Below are 18020 nucleotides of genomic sequence, written 5' to 3' on the forward strand. Positions count from 1 at the left end.
GGCGGCCCGCTTCAGTGTGCCGGCGGGTCTGCCAGCAGCACGCGGTGGACCCAGCCCGCGGCAGCCAGCAGGACGTGGTCGTGGTGGATGCGGCCGATGGCCTGCAGGCCCACCGGCAGGCCTTGCGGGCCGTGGGTGAACGGCAGGTGCACGCAGGGCGTGCCGACGAGGGTCCAGCCCCGGCAGAACTGCGGATCGCCCGTGCCCTGGTCGAAGAAGGGCGGTTCGCCGCTGGCGCTCGGCGCCAGCACCACGTCGTATTCGTCGAACCAGGCATCCACCCGCCGGGCCACCTGGCGGGCGTATTCCCGCTTGGCCAGGTAGGCCTCGGCATCGATGCGCCCGCCGGCGTCCAGGATGGCCTGCAGCCGCGTGCTGAGCTGGTCGGCGTGGACCGTGCGCTCGAAGGCGAGCGATTGCGCCGATTCGTAGGCCATGATGTCGGCGTGCAGCTGGGCCAGCGCGCAGTCTTCCTCGGGCGTGGGCATTTCGGTTACCCGGGCGCCTGCGCGCGACAGCGCGCGGGCGGCGTGTTCGAAGGCGGTGCGGGTCTCGGGGAGCGTGTGACGCCATTGCTGCGTGCGGAACATGCCGACGCGCGGCGGGGTGTCGCAGTGCAGCGCGTCGAGGCGCTTGTCGCCGGTGAGTACCGAGGCCAGCAGGCCGACGTCCTCGACGCTGCGACCGAACCCGCCGATGGTGTCGAGGGAGTCGCACAGCGCCTTGGTGCCGGCGCGCGGCACCCGCCCGAAGCTGGGCTTGTATCCCACCACGCCGCAATAGGCGGCCGGCCGGATGATGGACCCGGCCGTCTGCGTGCCCAGCGCCAGCGGCACCATGGCGTCGGCGACCGCGGCGGCCGAGCCGCTGGATGAGCCGCCGGGGGTATAGGCCGGGTTGCGGGGATTGCGCGTGGGCCCGGGCTGGTAGGTGGCGAATTCGGTGGTGACGGTCTTGCCCAGCACCAGCGCGCCGGCCTCCCGGCACAGCGCCACGCAGGCGGCGTCGGCCGCGGGGCGATGATGCGCATAGATGCTCGAGCCGTAGCGGGTGGGGAAGTCGCGCGTATCGAAGATGTCCTTGATGCCCAGGGGCAGCCCGTGCAGCGGGCCGCGCACCGGGCCGCGGTCGAGCGCCCGGGCCTGGGCCAGGACGGCATCGGCGTCCAGCGCCACCCAGGCGCGGACCTCGTCCTCGCGCTGTTCGATGCGCGCCAGGCAGGCGCGCACCAGTTGCTCGGCAGTGAGCTCGCGGCGGCCCAGGCGCAGGGCGGCCTCGCGTGCGCTCAGTTCGTTCAGGATCATCGCCATCCGGTTTCCCCAGCCAGTGTTCTTGTGTCGCGGCGCGATGCGGTTTCGCCGCTGCTTCATCCAGTGTAGGCCAAGGTCCGCGGCGCGCAAAGACGGGATGACCCGCCGTGCCGTCATGCATGACATACCGCTGTCATGCGGCGCACGTAGGATGAAATCGATTTCAGGATTCGAGTTCGCCGTGAACCGCAAAATGCCCCAGCGTCCGTCCATCGTGGAGATCGCCCGCCAGGCCGGGGTGTCGCCCGCGACCGTGTCGCGCGCCTTCAACCAGCCAGGGCTGCTCAGGCCGGGCACGCTGGCGCGCATCGAGGCAGTGGCGCGCCAGCATGGCTTTCGCCCCAACCGCGTGGGCCGCAGCCTGCGTGCCGGCAGCACGCATACCGTGGGCCTGTTGCTGCCCACGCTTACCAATCCCGTGTTCGCCGACTGCTACGAAGGCGCGGAGCAGCACGCGCGCCAGGCAGGCTACAGCGTCATGGTGGCCACCACGGGCTACCAGCCCGAGGTGGAGGCGCAGGTGGTGCAGGCCCTGATCGACCATCAGGTCGACGGGCTCATCCTCACGGTGGGCGCGCCGTCGCGCAATGCCACGCTCGCGGCCCTGCGCGATGCGGGCATGCCGCACGTGCTGGCCTACAACGAATCTTCCAGCCATCCCTTCGTGTCGGTGGACAACCGTGCCGCCGCCCGCGAAATGGTCGACATGCTGGCGGGCCTGGGGCATCGCCGCATCGCCATCGTGAGCGGCCCGCTGGCCGCCTCCGACCGGGCCCGCCGGCGCCTGGAAGGGGCGCGCGACGCGGCGCGGCGCCATGGCCTGCCTGCCATCGCGCACCTGGTCATGCCGGCCCATACGGCCGCCGACGGCGCGGTCCTCGCCGCCGCACTGGCCGCCGACGACGCCCCGACCGCGCTGTTCTGCTCCAACGATCTGCTGGCCACGTCGGTGATCTCGCACCTGGTGGCGCTGGGCCTGCGGGTCCCGCGCGACGTATCGGTGTGCGGTTTCGACGGCGTGGCCATCGGCGCGCTGATGGTGCCGCCGCTGACCTCCGTGGCGCAGCCCAGCCGCGAGATCGGCGCAGCGGCCTGCGCAAGCCTGCTGGCCCTGATCGCCGGCGAGCCCGCCGATTCGGTGCGGCTGCCTCATCGCCTGTTCCCCGGGGGCACGGTTGCCGCCGCCCCCTCACCCACGCGTACCACGAGGAAGAAACGTCCATGAAACGCCTACTGAAATTCGCGCTGCGCGGCGCCATCGCCGCGCTGGCCATCGGCGCGGGCGCCGCCCAGGCGCAGAACGCCATCTGCTACAACTGCCCGCCCGAATGGGCCGACTGGGGCACGCAGCTCAAGGCCATCAAGCAGGCCACCGGCATCACCGTGCCGGCCGACAACAAGAACTCGGGCCAGTCGCTGGCCTCGCTGGCGGCCGAAAAGGCCAACCCGGTGGCCGACGTCGTGTACTACGGCGTGACCTTCGGCATCCAGGCCGCCAAGGATGGGCTGGTGCAGGCGTACAAGCCGGCGCACTGGGACGCGATCCCCGAGGGCATGAAGGATCCGGAAGGCAAGTGGTTCGCCATCCATTCGGGCACGCTGGGCTTCATGGTCAATGTCGACGCGCTGCGCGGCAAGCCCGTGCCCCGTTCGTGGGCCGACCTGCTCAAGCCCGACTACCGCGGCATGGTGGGCTACCTGGATCCTGCCTCCGCCTTCGTGGGCTATGTGGGCGCAGTGGCGCTGAACCGTGCGCTGGGCGGCTCGCTCGACAACTTCGATCCGGCCCTGGGCTGGTTCAAGAAGATGCAGGCCAACGATCCCATCGTTCCCAAGCAGACGGCCTATGCGCGCGTGCTGTCGGGCGAGATCCCCATCCTGATCGACTACGACTTCAACGCCTACCGTGCCAAGTACAAGGACGGGGCCAACGTGGCTTTCGTGATCCCCGCCGAGGGCACCATCGCCGTGCCCTACGTGATGAGCCTGGTGGCCGATGCGCCGCATGCCGACAACGGCCGCAAGGTGCTGGACTTCACCCTGTCGGACCAGGGCCAGGCCATCTGGGCCAATGCCTTCCTGCGCCCCGTGCGCGCCGAGGCGATCTCTGCGCAGGCCCAGGAGAAGTTCCTGCCGGCCTCCGAGTACGCCCGTGCCGGCACGGTGGACTACTCGCAGATGGCGGCCGTCCAGCGCGACTTCGCCGCGCGCTACGGCAAAGAGGTGAACTGAGATGGCGCGCCGCGGTTGGACCTGGTTTGCCGTGCCGGCCGCGGTGCTCTTCCTCGCCTTCTGGCTGCTGCCGATGGTCGGGCTGGCGCTGCGGGGCGCCGCCACGGTGGATGGCCAATCGGCCTATTTCACGGTGTTGGCCAGCCCGCAGTACTGGCGCAGCCTGTGGAACACGGTGGCCCTGTCGCTGGGGGCCACGCTGGCCACGCTGCTGGTGGCGCTGCCCGTGGGCCGTTTCCTGGCCTGGCATCGCCGGTTCCCGGGGCGCCGCGTGCTGGTGGCGCTGCTGATGTTCCCGCTGGCCTTCCCGGGCGTGGTCGTGGGCTTCCTGATCATCCTGCTGGCCGGACGCCAGGGCCTGCTGGGCACGCTCACGCAATGGCTGGGCGGGCCGCCGCTGGTGTTCGCCTACGGCATGGGCGGCCTGTTCCTGGGTTACCTGTATTTCTCGCTGCCGCGCGCCATCGGCATGGTGTCGGCCGCGGCCGAACAGATGGATGCAGGCCTGCTGGAAGCCGCGCGCACGCTGGGCGCATCGCCCTGGCGGCGCTTCGTGGACATCGAGGTGCCGGCGCTGGTGCCGGCCCTGATCGGGGCCGGCGCGATGAGTTTCGCCACCAGCATGGGCGCGTTCGGCACCGCCTTCACGCTGGCCACGCAGATCGACGTGCTGCCGCTGACGATCTATAACGAATTCACCAACTACGCCAACATTCCGGTGGCCGCGGCATTGTCCATCGTGCTGGGCCTGGCCACCTGGGCGGTGCTCTACGCGGCCCACAGCCTGGCCGGCACGCGCACGGGCGCCAGCGCATGAGGGCCGACGCATGAACGCATCGCTGCATTCCCGCACCGACACGCGCCTGGGCCTGACGGCCACGCTGGCGGTCGCCGCCTTCCTGATCGGGCCGGTGGTCCTGTCGGTGCTGGCGGGGCTGACCCGCAATTACTTCGTAGGCCTGTCTAGCGGCCTGACGCTGCGCTGGATTGCCGAAGTATGGGATCTCTACGCCGAGACCATCTGGCGTTCCTTTGCCGTGGCGCTGCTGACGCTGGTGGTGTGCACGGCAGTGGGCGTGCCGGCGGCCTGGGTGCTCACGCTCAAGCGCGGACGGGTGGCGCGCGCGCTGGAAGAGCTGCTCACCCTGCCCGTGGCGGTGCCGGGGCTGGCCTCGGCGCTGGCGCTGATCGTCTCCTGGGGCACGCTGCCCGGCCTGCGCGGCAGCGTGTGGTTCATCGTCATCGGCCATGTGCTGTTCACCCTGCCCTTCATGGTGCGCGCAGCGCGCGCCAGCATGGCGGGCGCCGGACTGGCGACGCTGGACGAGGCGGCCGCCACGTTGGGCGCGTCGCGCCTGCGACGCTTCCTTACCGTGGTGGTGCCCAATGCCGCGCCAGGCATCGTCACCGGCGCGCTCACGGTGCTGACCCTGTCGATCGGCGAATTCAATCTCACCTGGCTGCTGCATACGCCGCTCACCAAGACGCTGCCCGTGGGCCTGGCCGACAGCTATGCGTCGATGCGGCTGGAAATCGCCTCGGCCTACACCCTCGTCTTCCTGCTCATGCTCATGCCCCTGCTGGTCGGCCTGCAATGGCTGGCCGCGCGCGGCCAGCGGCGCGACGGCCGCGCGCGCCAAGACGGAGTCCTCCATCCATGAACCGTTCCGTATCCATCACGCTGCGCGGCTGCGCCAAGACCTGGCCCGACGGCAGCCGCGCGCTGCACCCATTGGACCTGGACGTGGCCGGGGGCGAGATCCTGGCCCTGCTGGGCCCCTCCGGTTGCGGCAAGACCACGCTGCTGCGCCTGATCTGCGGCCTGGAGCAGGCCGACGCGGGCGCCAGCATCCGCTACGGCGACGAGGACGTCACGGCGCAGCCGCCGGAGGCGCGCGGCGTGGGCGTGGTGTTCCAGAACTATGCCCTGTTTCCCAACATGACCGTGGCCGAGAACGTGGCCTACGGGTTGCGCGTGCGCGGCGTCGACGCGGCGCGTCGCAGCGCCCGGGCCCGCGACATGCTGGCGCTGGTGCGCATGGATGCCTACGCCGCACGCGACGTGTCGCAGCTCTCGGGCGGCCAGCGCCAGCGCGTGGCGCTGGCCCGCGCCCTGGCCATCGAGCCGCGCGTGCTGCTGCTGGACGAACCCTTGACGGCGCTGGATGCCAAGCTGCGCGAGCACCTGCGCGTGGAGCTGGCGCAGATGCTGCGCCAGCTCGGCATCACCACGCTCATCGTCACGCACGACCAGGACGAGGCCATGATGCTGGGCGACCGCATCGCCGTGATGTCGGCGGGCCGCATCGAGCAGATCGGCTCGCCCGAGTCCCTGTACCGCGCGCCCGGCACGCAGTTCGTGGCCGATTTCCTGGGCACGCTGTGCCGGGTGCGCGCGGCGCAGCGCGACGGGCTGCTGGTGCCGGGCCCGGGCGAGCTGGCATTCCGCCCGCACCAGGCCGTGCTGTGCGATCCGCACGCGGGGGCGCTGCGCGGCCAGGTGCTGGCACGCTTCTTCCTCGGCGCGTCGGTGCGCTACGAGATAGGTCTGGAAGACGGCCAGCGTTTCGCCGCCGTGGCGCCGCCCGACAGCGCCTACCGCCATGGCCAGGCCGTGAGCGTGCGGCTCGCACAATCCCTCTAGGAGATATTCATGCTCATTGCTCAGATCACCGACCTGCACATCCGCATGCCGGGCCAGAAGGCCTATCGCGTCGTCGAAACCGACACCTTCCTGCCGCCCGCCGTGCGCGCCCTCAACGCGCTGGATCCCGCGCCCGACGTGGTGCTGGTCAGCGGCGACCTGACCGACTTCGGCCGCGTGGCGGAGTACCGGCACCTGAAGCAGATGCTGGATGCGCTGCGCATGCCGTACTACCTGATGCCCGGCAACCACGACGCGCGCGCCGAGCTGGTCCAGGTGTTCAGCGATCACGCCTATCTGGAAGGACCGGACGGCTTCGTGCAGTACACGATCGAGGACCATCCGCTGCGCATCATCGCGCTCGACACGGTGGTCCCCATGCAGAGCCATGGCGAACTGTGCGAGCGTCGCATAGGCTGGCTCGAGGCGCGGCTGGCCGAGCAGCCCGGGCGCCCCACCGTGGTGGCGATGCATCACCCGCCGTTCCGTACCGGCATCGCGCACATGGACGAGATCGGCCTGCTGCGCGGCGCCGAGGCGCTGGAGGCCGTGATCGCCCGCCATCCGAACGTCGAGCGGGTGATGTGCGGGCACCTGCATCGCACCATTTTCCAGCGCTTCGGCGGCACTGTCGCCTCCACCTGCCCCAGCACCGCGCACCAGGTGGCGCTGGACCTGCGGCCGGACGGGCCCTCGGCCTTCGTCATGGAGCCCCCCGGCTTCCATCTGCACGCGTGGCGCGACGGTGCGCTGGTCACGCACCATGCCTATCTGGGCCAGTATGCCGGCCCGTATCCCTTTCACGAGGACGGCGCGCTGATAGACGAGTGAGCGGCAGGGCGCTGACATCGACGCGTCATGTTTGCAACGCAGAATGAAAAGGATTTCATTTGTGGCCAGCATGACGTTTCGCGGCCCGGGTACACAACGCCATGTCGATGCTCGTCCTGGACAATCTCACCAAGCAGTATGGCGATGCTGCCGCGATCGAGGGCGTGAGCCTTACCGCCGAGGCCGGCAGCTTCACCGTGCTCCTGGGGCCCTCGGGCTGCGGCAAGTCGACCACGCTGCGCATGATCGCGGGGCTGGACACGCCCACCTCGGGCCGCATCCACATCGGCGGGCGCGACGTCACCGCGCTGCCGCCGGCCAAGCGGCGCATCGCCATGGTGTTCCAGTCGTATGCGCTGTTCCCGCACCTGTCCGTGCGCGAGAACATCCTGTTCGGCCTGAAGGTGCGCCGCGAGCCGACGCGCGACCACGAACGCCGGCTGCAGCGCGTGGCGGCGCTGCTGGGCCTGCAGGCCCTGCTCGACCGCAAGCCGTCCCAGCTCTCGGGGGGCCAGCAGCAGCGCGTGGCCCTGGGCCGCGCGGTCATTTCCGAGGCGCCCGTGTGCCTCATGGACGAGCCGCTCTCCAACCTCGATGCGCAACTGCGCCACGACATGCGCCGCGAGATCCGCGCCCTGCAGCAGGAGCTCGGCATCACCATGGTCTACGTCACGCATGACCAGACCGAGGCCATGAGCATGGCCGACCAGGTGGTGCTGCTGCGCGCCGGCCGCATCGAGCAGCGCGACACCCCGGGCGGCCTGTATGCCCGTCCCGCCAGCATCTTCGCCGCCCGGTTCATCGGCACCCCGCCCATGAACGTGATCCCGCTGGCCCCGCTGAACGGCCAGATGGTCATTGCCGGCACCCATGGCCCTGCCATCGGCGGCGCGCCGCAGGGCGCCGCAGCCCTGGGCCTGCGCCCCGAGCACCTCGCGCTGGACGACGCCGGCGTGCCGGCGCGGATCGAGAGCGTGGAGTATTTCGGCGCCGACTCGATCGCCGTGTGCCGCGTGGGCCAGGCGGCGGGCGTGGCAGTGCGCGTGCCCGGCCATCTCGGCGCCGCCGCGGGAGACCGCGTGGGCCTGGCCTGGCAGGCGCATCGACAGCATTTCTTCTCCGCCGATTCGGCGGCCCTTTGACCGCATCACCCTTCGGCACCGGACGCGCCGAGATCCACCAGAGGACTTCCCCATCATGCGACGCACCGTACTGAAAACCCTGGCCGCCGGCCTGGCCGGCTCCTTCCTGGCGCTGCCCGCCTACGCGCAGCAGCCTGTGGAAGTGGAGTTCTATTACCCGGTCGCCGTGGGCGGCCCCATCACCAAGATCGTCGACGACATGGTGGCGGAGTTCAACAAGGAGAACCCGGACGTGCGCGTCAAGCCCGTCTACGCCGGCTCCTACCAGGACTCCGTCGCCAAGGCCCTGACGGCCCTGCGCGGCGGCACGCCGCCCCAGCTGGCCGTGCTGCTGTCCACCGACATGTACACCCTGATCGACGAGGATGCCATCGTGCCGATCGACGGCCTGGCCAAGTCGGAGGAAGACCGCAAGTGGCTGGGCGGCTTCTACGACGCCTTCATGCAGAACAGCCGCACCGGCGGCCATGTGTGGGGCGTGCCGTTCCAGCGCTCGACCATCGTCATGTACTACAACAAGGATCTGTTCAAGCAGGCCGGCCTGGATCCCGAGCGCGCGCCGGGCACCTGGGACGAGCTGGTCGACGCGGCCAGGAAGCTCACCAAGAAGGATGCTTCCGGCAACGTGACGCAGTGGGGCGTGGAGATTCCGTCGGGCGGCGCGTTCGCCTACTGGCTGTTCCAGGCCCTGACCACCCCCAATGACGCCATCCTCATGAACGAGGCGGGCAACGAGGTGTACCTGGACAAGCCCGCCGTGATCGAGGCCGCGGAGTTCTGGCGCGACCTCTCGGCCAAGCACGGGGTGATGCCCGCCGGCACGATCGACTGGGGCACCACGCCCAAGGACTTCCTCGAGAAGAAGGCCGCCATCATCTGGACCACCACGGGCAACCTGACGAACATCCGCAAGAATGCCGACTTCCCCTTCGGCGTGGCGATGATGCCCAAGAGCAAGCGCGGGGGCAGCCCCACGGGCGGCGGCAACTTCTACATCTTCAAGGACGCCACGCCCGCGCAGCAGCAGGCCGCGCTGCGGTTTGCCAAGTGGGCCACCACGCCCGAGCGCGCCGCCGACTGGAGCATCGCCACCGGCTACGTGGCCGTCTCGCCTGCCGCCTGGGAAACCGAGCGCATGAAGCAGTACGCCAAGGAGGTCCCCGCCGCCACCGTGGCGCGCGACCAGCTGGAGGTCAGCGTGGCCGAGTTCTCCACGCATGAGAACCAGCGCGTCACCAAAGTGCTGAACGATGCGCTGCAGGCCGCCCTCACCGGCGCCAAGACGCCCGCGCAGGCGCTTGCCGACGCGCAGCGCGAGGCGGACCGCATCCTGCGGGCCTACAGGTAAGGGCATAGTCCAGGCATGGCCCGCTCCCTGCAGGCGGTATACGGCTGGCTGCTCGTGCTGCCGGCCGTCGTGCTGCTCGCCGCCTTCACCCACTATCCGGCGGTGGCCACGGTGTGGCACAGTTTTTTCTCGACGCCGCGCGGCAGCCGGCCGGCGCGCTACGTGGGCTGGGAGAACTACGCCCTGATGCGCGACGACCCGGTGTTCTGGCAGGCGCTGTGGAACAACCTGTGGTTCGCATTGGGCACCATCCCGACGTCCATCGGCCTGGCGCTGGCCATGGCGCTGTGGGTGAACGGCAGGCTGGCGGGGCGGGGCCTGCTGCGCATGGCGTACTTCACCCCCACCGTGCTGCCCATGGTGGCCGTGGCCAACATCTGGCTGTTCTTCTACACGCCGCAATACGGCCTGGTGGCCCAGGCGATGCAGGTCTTCGGCATGGCGGGCCCGAACTGGCTGGGCAGCCGCGAAACCGCCTTGCCCGCGCTGATGGTGGTCACGGTCTGGAAGGAAGCCGGCTTCTTCATGATCTTCTACCTGGCGGCACTGCAGGGCATCTCGCCCACGCTGCGCGAGGCTGCGCTGCTGGAGGGCGCGTCGCGCTGGCAGTACTTCGGCCGGGTGCTGTGGCCCCTGCTGATGCCCACCACGCTGTTCGTGCTGGTCAATGCGCTGATCAATGCCTTCCGGCTGGTGGACCACGTGGTCGTGATGACGCGCGGCGGCCCGGACAATGCCAGCACCCTGCTGCTGTACTACATCTACCAGGTGGGATTCAGCTTCTGGGACACGGCCTACGCCGCAACCCTCTCGGTGGTGCTGCTGGCCGCGCTGGCCCTGATCGCGCTGGTCAAGTTCCGCTGGCTCGACCGCAGGACCCATTACCAATGACGCGCAAGCTCGACACCTTCGGCGCCTGGCTGCTCGGCCTGCTGTGGATCCTGCCGCTGGCCTATGCGATGTGGGCGGCATTCCACCCGCCGGCCTATGCCACGCGCTTCGACCTGTTCGCGCCGCTCACGCTGGAGAACTTCGCGCGGGCCTGGCAGGCGGCGCCCTTCCCGCGCTACATGCTCAACACCTTCCTGCTGGTGACCATGGTGCTGGCGGCGCAGCTGGTGCTCTCCACGCTGGCCGGCTACGCTTTCGCGCGCCTGGCGTTCCGCGGCCGCGACCTGCTCTTCATGCTGGTCCTGCTGCAGCTCATGGTGATGCCGGACGTGCTGCTGGTGGAGAACTACCGCACCATGAGCTGGCTGGGCGTGCGCGACACCGTGTTCGCGGTGGGCCTGCCTTATTTCGCCTCCGCCTTCGGCATCTTCCTGCTGCGCCAGACCTTCAAGACCGTGCCGCGGGAGCTGGAGGAGGCTGCGCGCGTGGAAGGGGCGAGCCCCATGCAGGTGCTGTGGAAGGTGTACGTGCCGCTGGCCCGGCCGGTCTACGTGGCGTATGGGCTGGTATCGGTGAGCCACCACTGGAACAATTTCCTGTGGCCGCTGATCATCACCAACTCGGTGGAGTCGCGCCCGCTCACCGTGGGACTGCAGGTGTTCTCGTCGACCGACCAGGGCATAGACTGGTCGGTGATCACCGCCGCCACGCTGCTGTCGGCGGCGCCGCTGCTGGTGGCCTTCCTGCTGTTCCAGCGGCAGTTCGTGCAGTCGTTCATGCGGGCCGGGATCCGCTAGGGCCGCGGGTCAATAACCCACCGTAAGTCCGGGCAGGTCTACGGTGATGCGCGCCTTGCCCAGCGCCAGGGCGGCGTGTTCGGCGAATTCGCGCGCCTCCTTGGCATCGCCGCTGAGCGTGTCGTAGCCGAGCGCGTCGGCCACCCCCATGATCTTGTCGAGCAGGAGCACCTTGCCGCTGGGCCGCAGCGGTTCGCAGCCCAGGGTTTCCCAGGCGCCGTCGAACCAGTCGCGGGCGTTGGCGGCCCGCTGGGGGCCGGGCTCCACGTCGACGCTGAGGTCTACGGAGCGGCGGGCATCGAAAATGACGGTGATGTCGCTGCGCATCGGGGTCTCCTTGGTGTGGCTGCCGCAGGCGGCTGCCACAGTATGCCGCGCCGGCGCGCGCCAGATTGTCAGGGCTGCGACAAATGCCGGCGCTACCAGGCGCTGGCGGTTTCCCAGGTGACGTCCGCGCCGGCGGCCTGGGACTTCTTCAGCATGTCGAGCAGCGGGAAGGCGCGCTGGTGCAGCGATACCCTTTCCTCGACGGGATGCACCGGGGCCTTGTCGGGATCCTGTTCGTCCGGCGGCGGGGCGTCTTCGGCGCGGATGGCGCGCTCCAGCCCCTCGATCGCCGCGGCCAGCTGGTCGTGCTTGAATACGCCGCGCTCGGGAACCTGGCCGGTATACGGCTTGCCGGCCGCGCTCAGCAGCGGCTTGGCATCGTCGGCACGCATGAGGACCTCGGCCGCGGCCTTGGAATGGAAGGTGATCAGCATGGCTTGTCTCCTGTGGGTCTGCATACACTAACGCAAGGGCCGGCCAAGTGCCAAGCCGTCTGCGCCGGCAGGGGCGCAGCAGCGATTCACGCTATGATCTAGGGGCTTTTCCACGCGGCTTCCCCGTGCGAGCCCGCTGCGGCCCGCGGGCCCGCCCTCCGTGCTGCCGCGCCCGGCCCCGATTACCGATACTGCTTCCGATAGCCCATGCTCCCCGAGCAACAACAACAACTCGTTTCCCTCATCCAGGCCGCGGTCGCGCGCTGCCTGCCGGACGCCCGGCCGAACGTCCAGCTCGAGCGTCCCAAGGTGGCCGCGCATGGCGACGTCGCCTCCAATGTGGCCATGCAGCTGGCCAAGCCGGCCGGCCGCAACCCGCGCGAACTGGCCCAGCAGGTGGTCGATGCGCTGATGGCCGAGCCGCAGGCGCAGGCCCTGCTCGAGAGCGCCGAGATTGCCGGCCCGGGCTTCATCAATTTCCGCCTCGCCCCCGCCGCCCGGCAGGCGGTGGTGGCCGCGGTGGAGCAGCAGGGCGGCCGCTATGGCCACGCAGCCCGCCGCAACGAGAAAGTGCTGGTGGAATTCGTCTCGGCCAACCCCACGGGCCCGCTGCATGTGGGCCACGCCCGCCAGGCGGCGCTGGGCGACGCCATCTGCAGGCTGTACGAGGCCAGCGGCTGGGACGTCACGCGCGAGTTCTACTACAACGACGCCGGCAACCAGATCCAGAACCTGGCGATCAGCGTGCAGGCGCGCGCCCGGGGCATCGGCACCGACGCGCCCGAGTGGCCGGCAGACGGCTACAAGGGCGACTACATCCTCGACATCGCCAACGACTACGTTGCCCGCAAGTCCGTGCAGGCGGCCGATGGCGAGCCGGTGCAGGCCAGCGGCAACCTCGACGACCTCGACGACATCCGCGCCTTCGCGGTGGCCTACCTGCGCCGCGAACAGGACCTGGACCTGCAGGCCTTCGGCCTGGCGTTCGACAACTTCTTCCTCGAGAGCTCGCTCTATACGTCGGGGCGTGTCGACGAAACCGTCCGGACCCTCATCGCCAAGGGCCACACCTACGAGAAGGACGGCGCCCTGTGGCTGCGCACCACCGAGCTCGGCACGGGCGACGACAAAGACCGCGTGATGCGCAAGAGCGAGGGCGGCTATACCTACTTCGTGCCCGACGTGGCGTATCACAAGGCCAAATGGGAGCGCGGCTTCCATCGCGCCGTGAACATCCAGGGCAGCGACCACCATGGCACCGTCGCGCGGGTGCGCGCCGGCCTGCAGGGCCTGGAAGCCGGGATCCCCAAGGATTTCCCGGCCTACGTGCTGCACAAGATGGTCAAGGTGATGCGCGGCGGCGAGGAGGTGAAGATCTCCAAGCGGGCCGGCAGCTACGTCACCATGCGCGACCTGATCGACTGGGTGGGCCGCGACGCGGTGCGCTACTTCCTGATCCAGCGGCGCGCCGATACCGAGTTCGTCTTCGACATCGACCTGGCGCTGTCCCGGAGCGACGAGAACCCGGTCTACTACATCCAGTACGCGCATGCCCGCATCTGCTCCATGATCGCCAACGCCGGCGCGCCGGACGCCGCCATCGCGGGCGCCGACGCGGCCCTGCTGGTGGCGCCTTCCGAATTCGCGCTGATGCAGCGCCTGGCGGAGTTCCCGCAGATGGTGGCGCAGGCCGCCCAGGAGCTGGCCCCGCACCAGGTGGCATTCTGGCTGCGCGACTGCGCCTCGGACTTCCATGCCTGGTACAACGCCGAGCGCGTGCTGGTCGACGACGAGGCGCTCAAGTTCGCGCGCCTGCGCCTGGCCTCGGCCACCCGCCAGGTGCTGGCCAATGGCCTGGCGCTGCTGGGCGTGTCGGCGCCCGAGCGCATGTAGACCCTGCATGGATCCGCATGGCCACCAAGCGTAAAACCTCCCGTAGTTCCAAAGAGCGCGGCAGCACCCTCTACGGCGTGCTGGCCGGACTGCTGATCGGCCTGGTCGTGGCGGCTGCCGTGGCGTTCTACGTCACCCAGGCGCCCATGCCGTTCGTCGACCGCGCCACGCGCACTCCCGACGAAGCGGCGCTGCCCGACCCGCGGCAGGCGCCCGATCCCAACCAGGGCCTGTACGGGCGCGACGGCCCCGCCGGCACGCCGCCGACCGGCCCCACTGCCACGGCGCCGACCCCGCTGCCCGACGGCCCGGGCAAGCCCGCCGGGCCGCCGGACGATCTCGGCGCCCTGATCGCCACCCTGCCCTCGGGCGACGCCCCGGCGCCGGTGGCGCCCGCCCCGCCCGCCGCCAAGCCGGCCGCTCCGGCGGTGCAGCCGCCGGCCGCCGGCGGCACGTATTTCCTGCAGGTCGGCGCCTACCGGGTGCTCAAGGACGCCGAGTCGCTGCGCGCCCGCATCATCCTGCTCGGCCTGCCCGTAACCGTGCAGCGCGCCGAGGTGAACGGCGTGCAGATCAACCGCGTGCGCGTCGGCCCCTACGCCCGCCTCGACGACATGAACCGCGCGCGCAGCAGGCTGGGCGAGAACAAGATCGAGTCCACGGTGGTCCGGCAATAGGCCGCGCCGGCCCCGGCCCAAGGAACTTCCATGCATGCCCTCGGGTCTGTAAACCCCGCGATCCGCAACCTCTTTCATTAGGAAAACGAACGATGTCGTCTACTCCGTTCCTCCGCCTGCTGGCCGCTGCCGCGCTCGCCGCCACGAGCCTTTTCGCGCCGCTCGGCCATGCCCAGGGCTCGCAGCAGTACCAGGCCATCAATCCGCCGCTGCCTTCGGACACCCCGGGCAAGATAGAGGTGCTGGAATTCTTTGCCTATACCTGCCCCCACTGCGCGGCCATCGAGCCCATGGTCGAAGAGTGGGCCAAGACCGCCCCGTCCGACGTGGTGCTCAAGCAGGTGCCGATCGCGTTCAATGCCGGCATGAAGCCCTTGCAGCAGCTGTACTATGCGCTGCACGCCATGGGCCGCGGCGACCTGCATCCCAAGGTGTTCGCCGCCATCCACACCGAGCGCAAGCGCCTTTTCACCAAGGATGCGATGATCGACTGGGTGGCCGAGCAGGGCGTGGACCGCGCCAAGTTCGAGGCGGTGTTCGATTCGTTCAGCGTGCAGAGCCAGGTCCAGCGCGCCGACCAGCTGGCGCAGGCCTACCGCATCGATGGCACGCCCGCCTTCACCGTGGGCGGCAAGTTCCTGACGTCGCCCGTGCTGGCCGGCAACAGCTACGAAGGCGCCATCAAGGAAGTGGACCGCCTGATCCCCATGGCGCGCCAGCAGTAGCCGCGCGGATCGGGGCCCGCCGCCAGCGCGGCGCCGGGGCAGGCCCTCCCTGGCGACCGTCAGGCCGTTCGCGGGTCAGGCGGATACCGTCCGGGCCCGCTCCAGCGCCTGGGCGAGGTCGGCGATCACGTCGTCGGGCGATTCCAGGCCGATGTGCAGGCGCACCAGGGCCAGGTCGCCTTCCTGCCAGTAGCGGTGGCGGCCCAGCTCTCCCGGGGTGACGAGCTGCACCAGGCTCTCGAAGCCGCCCCACGAGAAGCCGATGCCGAAAAGCGCCAGCGACTCCACGAAGCAGCGGGCTGCCGCGGGCGAAAGGCGCAGGGCCACGGCCAGCATGCCGTTGGAGCCGGTGCAGTCGCGCTGCCACAGCGCATGGCCCGGGTCCTGCGGCCAGGCGGGATGGTAGATGCGGGCCACCTCCGGACGCCGGGCCAGGAAATCGCACACCGCCTGCGCATGGCGCGCATGCTGGGCCATGCGGACCGGCATGGTGCGCACGCCGCGCAGCGCCAGCCAGGCATCGTCGGCGCTGACGGCATAGCCCATGGCGTAGTGGGTGCGGTTCAGGCGCTGCGCCACCTGGGCGTCGTTCGTCACCACCGCGCCCAGCATCAGGTCGGAGTGTCCGCCCACGTACTTGGTGCCCGCGATCACCGACACCTGGGCACCCAGCGCCAGCGGACGATAGATGTAGCCGGAGCCCCAGGTGTTGTCGGTGGCCAGCACCAGCCGGTGGCGCCGCGCGAAGTCGGCGAGGGCCGGGATGTCGAGCATCTGGAACAGCAGCGAGCCGGGCGATTCGACGTACAACAGGCGCGTATTGGGCCGCACCAGCGCGTCGAGGTCGTCGCCGGCCGAGAAATAGGTGATCTCGATGCCCATGCGCTCGAGCACCGCCGCCTGCAGCTCGTGCACCGGGCCGTAGACGCAGTCGGCCAGCAGGGCGTGATCGCCGGCGGAAAGCAGCGACAGCATCACCAGGGTGATGCCCGCCATGCCGGAAGGCGCCAGGTAGCAATGGGTGCCGCCCTCCAGTTGCTTGAACACGTCCTCCAGGGCTGCATGAGTGTCCATGCCGACCCGGCCATAGGTGACGCCGCGCTCGCCGGCGGCCTTGCGCCGCTGGGCATTCTCGAGCGCGGCGAGGTCGCGGAAGCGGACGGTGCTGGCGCGCTGCGAAGGCAGGTTCACCGGCGCGGCGCCGGTGTCGGGATGGTAGGGGGCGGTGCCCAGGTGCTGCAGCAGGGTGTCGATGTGCTTGGAAGTGTCGGCCATGGTCGGAGAGACGGGAACGGAAGGGGAAATCGGCGCCGCGGCGGCGGCCTCAACGGTCCACCCATTGCACCACGTCGGCGGGTGCCGCGCGGCGGGTGCGGTAGCGGTTGGCGGGATGGGCGGTGTCGGCGTATCCGAACGAGATGCCGCAGACGATGCGGCGGTCTGCGGGCAGGTCCAGTTCGCGGCGCAGCACCTCGGGGTACATCGCCAGGGAAGCCTGGGCCACGCTGTCGACGCCGCATGCGCGCGCGGCCAGCATGAAGCCGGACACGTAGGCGCCGCAATCGATGGCACCGTACACGCCCAGCGCCTCGTCGGTGCCGATGATGGCCACGTGCGGCGCGTCGAACAGCGCGAAATTGCGCAGCGCCTGCCGGCCGTAGGCGGCACGGTCGCCGCGCGCCACGCCCACGGCGTCGTACAGCTGGAAGCCCGATTCGCGGCGGCGCGCCAGATAGTCGCCGCGGTACTCGCGCGGGAACGGGAAGTCGGGCGTGGGCGGCTCGCCGCTCGTGGCGCGCCGGCACAGCGCCTCGCGCAGGCGCTGCGTGCCGGCGCCCGCGGTGATCGCCACTTCCCAGGGCTGGCAGTTGCACCACGAGGCCGTGCGCTGCGCCAGCGCCAGGATGCGCTCGATCACGGCGCGCTCCACGGGACGGGGCAGGAAGGCGCGGCAGCTGTAGCGGGCCTGCAGCAGCTCGGCGAGCAGCGCGGCCTCGCCGGGCGGGTGCGGATCGCGGGACATGGGCAGTCTCCGTTGCAGTGGCACCGGGGCGGCCCCGGCGGCGGTTTGAACGTATCATGCCATGTCGGCCCGTGCCGGGCCTCGCAAGCCGACCGTCATGCCGTCTTTCGATACGCTGCTCGCCTTCTTCGGAATCGCCGTCCTGCTGGCGCTCACGCCCGGCCCGGACAACCTCTTCGTGCTGATGCAGTCGGCCGTCTGGGGCCGGGGCGCGGGCATGCTGGTGGTGCTGGGCCTGTGCACCGGCCTGGTCGGGCACACCCTGGCCGTGGCGGTGGGCCTGGCGGCGGTGTTCGCCGCTTCGCCGGCGGCCTTCACCGTGCTCAAGCTGGCCGGCGCCGCCTACCTGGCCTGGCTGGCGTGGCAGGCCTGGCGGGCGCCCGCAACGGATGGCGCCGGCCAGGCGCCCGCGCCGCTGTCGCGCCTGGCGCTGTACCGGCGCGGCATCATCATGAACCTCACCAATCCCAAGGTGCTGCTGTTCTTCTTCGCGTTCCTGCCGCAGTTCACCCGGCCCGGCGCGGGCCCCCTGGGCCTGCAGATCGCCGTGCTGGGCCTGCTCTTCATCCTGGCCACGCTGCTGGTGTTCGGTGCCATCGCACTGGCTTCCGGCGCGGCCGGGCACCTGCTGCGGCGCTCGCCCGGCGCCCGCCTCTGGCTCAACCGCCTGTCGGCCCTGGTGTTCGTGGGCCTGGCCCTGCGCCTGGCCAGCGCCACACGCTGAGCCGCGCGCGCGGCCCCGCAGC

Annotated in this window: 19 protein-coding genes; 14 read left to right on the top strand and 5 right to left on the bottom strand. The window is 70.3% G+C overall.

From position 1 onward, the window contains the following. Positions 1–11 precede the first annotated feature (11 nt). The gene (locus ACYBYQ_RS00170) at positions 12–1304 is read right to left on the bottom strand and encodes an amidase (protein ID WP_459618668.1); all 1293 of its coding nucleotides are present in this window, start codon (positions 1302–1304) and stop codon (positions 12–14) included. 157 nt (positions 1305–1461) lie between these two features. Here ACYBYQ_RS00170 and ACYBYQ_RS00175 point away from each other — a divergent pair, with 157 nt between their 5' ends. The 10 genes from ACYBYQ_RS00175 (at position 1462) to ACYBYQ_RS00220 (ending at position 11195) form a co-directional block, all read left to right on the top strand. Next, entirely contained in the window at positions 1462–2535 is a 1074-nt protein-coding gene (locus tag ACYBYQ_RS00175) for a LacI family DNA-binding transcriptional regulator (protein ID WP_459616354.1), read from the top strand. Further along, positions 2532–3542 (top strand): ABC transporter substrate-binding protein, encoded by a 1011-nt coding sequence (locus ACYBYQ_RS00180; RefSeq protein ID WP_459616355.1) that lies wholly within the window; start codon positions 2532–2534, stop codon positions 3540–3542. The genes ACYBYQ_RS00175 and ACYBYQ_RS00180 overlap by 4 nt, the downstream gene beginning before the upstream one ends. A gap of 1 nt (position 3543) precedes the next feature. Next, entirely contained in the window at positions 3544–4359 is an 816-nt protein-coding gene (locus ACYBYQ_RS00185) for an ABC transporter permease (RefSeq protein WP_459616356.1), read from the top strand. A gap of 10 nt (positions 4360–4369) precedes the next feature. After that, complete coding sequence (locus ACYBYQ_RS00190; protein WP_459616357.1) at positions 4370–5203, top strand: ABC transporter permease; 834 nt, start codon at positions 4370–4372, stop codon at positions 5201–5203. Continuing rightward, positions 5200–6186 carry an ABC transporter ATP-binding protein gene (locus ACYBYQ_RS00195; RefSeq protein ID WP_459616358.1) on the top strand — a complete coding sequence of 329 codons (987 nt, stop codon included), beginning with the start codon at positions 5200–5202 and terminating at the stop codon, positions 6184–6186. Before ACYBYQ_RS00190 ends, ACYBYQ_RS00195 begins: the two co-directional genes overlap by 4 nt. Positions 6187–6195: 9 nt before the next feature. Continuing rightward, the gene (locus ACYBYQ_RS00200; protein WP_459616359.1) at positions 6196–7017 is read left to right on the top strand and encodes a phosphodiesterase; all 822 of its coding nucleotides are present in this window, start codon (positions 6196–6198) and stop codon (positions 7015–7017) included. 101 nt (positions 7018–7118) lie between these two features. Continuing rightward, entirely contained in the window at positions 7119–8159 is a 1041-nt protein-coding gene (locus ACYBYQ_RS00205; RefSeq protein WP_459616360.1) for an ABC transporter ATP-binding protein, read from the top strand. Between the two features lie 55 nt (positions 8160–8214). Beyond that, positions 8215–9507: an ABC transporter substrate-binding protein gene (locus ACYBYQ_RS00210; RefSeq protein ID WP_459616361.1), complete on the top strand. Its 1293-nt coding sequence runs from the start codon at positions 8215–8217 to the stop codon at positions 9505–9507. A gap of 15 nt (positions 9508–9522) precedes the next feature. Further along, positions 9523–10398 (top strand): carbohydrate ABC transporter permease, encoded by an 876-nt coding sequence (locus ACYBYQ_RS00215; protein ID WP_459616362.1) that lies wholly within the window; start codon positions 9523–9525, stop codon positions 10396–10398. After that, entirely contained in the window at positions 10395–11195 is an 801-nt protein-coding gene (locus ACYBYQ_RS00220; protein WP_459616363.1) for a carbohydrate ABC transporter permease, read from the top strand. Before ACYBYQ_RS00215 ends, ACYBYQ_RS00220 begins: the two co-directional genes overlap by 4 nt. 9 nt (positions 11196–11204) lie before the next feature. On the opposite strand, the gene ACYBYQ_RS00225 is transcribed toward ACYBYQ_RS00220, so the two are convergent. Both ACYBYQ_RS00225 and ACYBYQ_RS00230 read right to left on the bottom strand, forming a co-directional pair. Beyond that, positions 11205–11522, bottom strand: a complete 318-nt coding sequence (locus tag ACYBYQ_RS00225; RefSeq protein ID WP_459616364.1) for a hypothetical protein — start codon at positions 11520–11522, stop codon at positions 11205–11207. Positions 11523–11614: 92 nt separating this feature from the next. Further along, the gene (locus ACYBYQ_RS00230; protein WP_459616365.1) at positions 11615–11956 is read right to left on the bottom strand and encodes a DUF1840 domain-containing protein; all 342 of its coding nucleotides are present in this window, start codon (positions 11954–11956) and stop codon (positions 11615–11617) included. A 207-nt stretch (positions 11957–12163) separates the two neighbouring features. Here ACYBYQ_RS00230 and argS point away from each other — a divergent pair, with 207 nt between their 5' ends. The 3 genes from argS (at position 12164) to ACYBYQ_RS00245 (ending at position 15251) form a co-directional block, all read left to right on the top strand. Then, positions 12164–13849: an arginine--tRNA ligase gene (argS, locus tag ACYBYQ_RS00235; RefSeq protein WP_459616366.1), complete on the top strand. Its 1686-nt coding sequence runs from the start codon at positions 12164–12166 to the stop codon at positions 13847–13849. A gap of 17 nt (positions 13850–13866) precedes the next feature. Then, the gene (locus ACYBYQ_RS00240) at positions 13867–14526 is read left to right on the top strand and encodes an SPOR domain-containing protein (protein ID WP_459616367.1); all 660 of its coding nucleotides are present in this window, start codon (positions 13867–13869) and stop codon (positions 14524–14526) included. 92 nt (positions 14527–14618) lie between these two features. Then, complete coding sequence (locus tag ACYBYQ_RS00245) at positions 14619–15251, top strand: thiol:disulfide interchange protein DsbA/DsbL (RefSeq protein WP_459616368.1); 633 nt, start codon at positions 14619–14621, stop codon at positions 15249–15251. 75 nt (positions 15252–15326) lie between these two features. Here ACYBYQ_RS00245 and metC read toward each other — a convergent pair whose 3' ends face one another. Then, on the bottom strand, positions 15327–16526 hold the full coding sequence (gene metC / locus ACYBYQ_RS00250; RefSeq protein ID WP_459616369.1) for a cystathionine beta-lyase: 1200 nt from the start codon (positions 16524–16526) through the stop codon (positions 15327–15329). A gap of 49 nt (positions 16527–16575) precedes the next feature. Continuing rightward, the gene (locus ACYBYQ_RS00255; protein ID WP_459616370.1) at positions 16576–17274 is read right to left on the bottom strand and encodes a nitroreductase; all 699 of its coding nucleotides are present in this window, start codon (positions 17272–17274) and stop codon (positions 16576–16578) included. 97 nt (positions 17275–17371) lie between these two features. Between ACYBYQ_RS00255 and ACYBYQ_RS00260 the strand changes: the two genes are divergently transcribed. Then, on the top strand, positions 17372–17998 hold the full coding sequence (locus tag ACYBYQ_RS00260; RefSeq protein ID WP_459616371.1) for a LysE family translocator: 627 nt from the start codon (positions 17372–17374) through the stop codon (positions 17996–17998). Positions 17999–18020: the final 22 nt, after the last annotated feature.

The organism is Bordetella sp. 2513F2 (assembly GCF_054642735.1).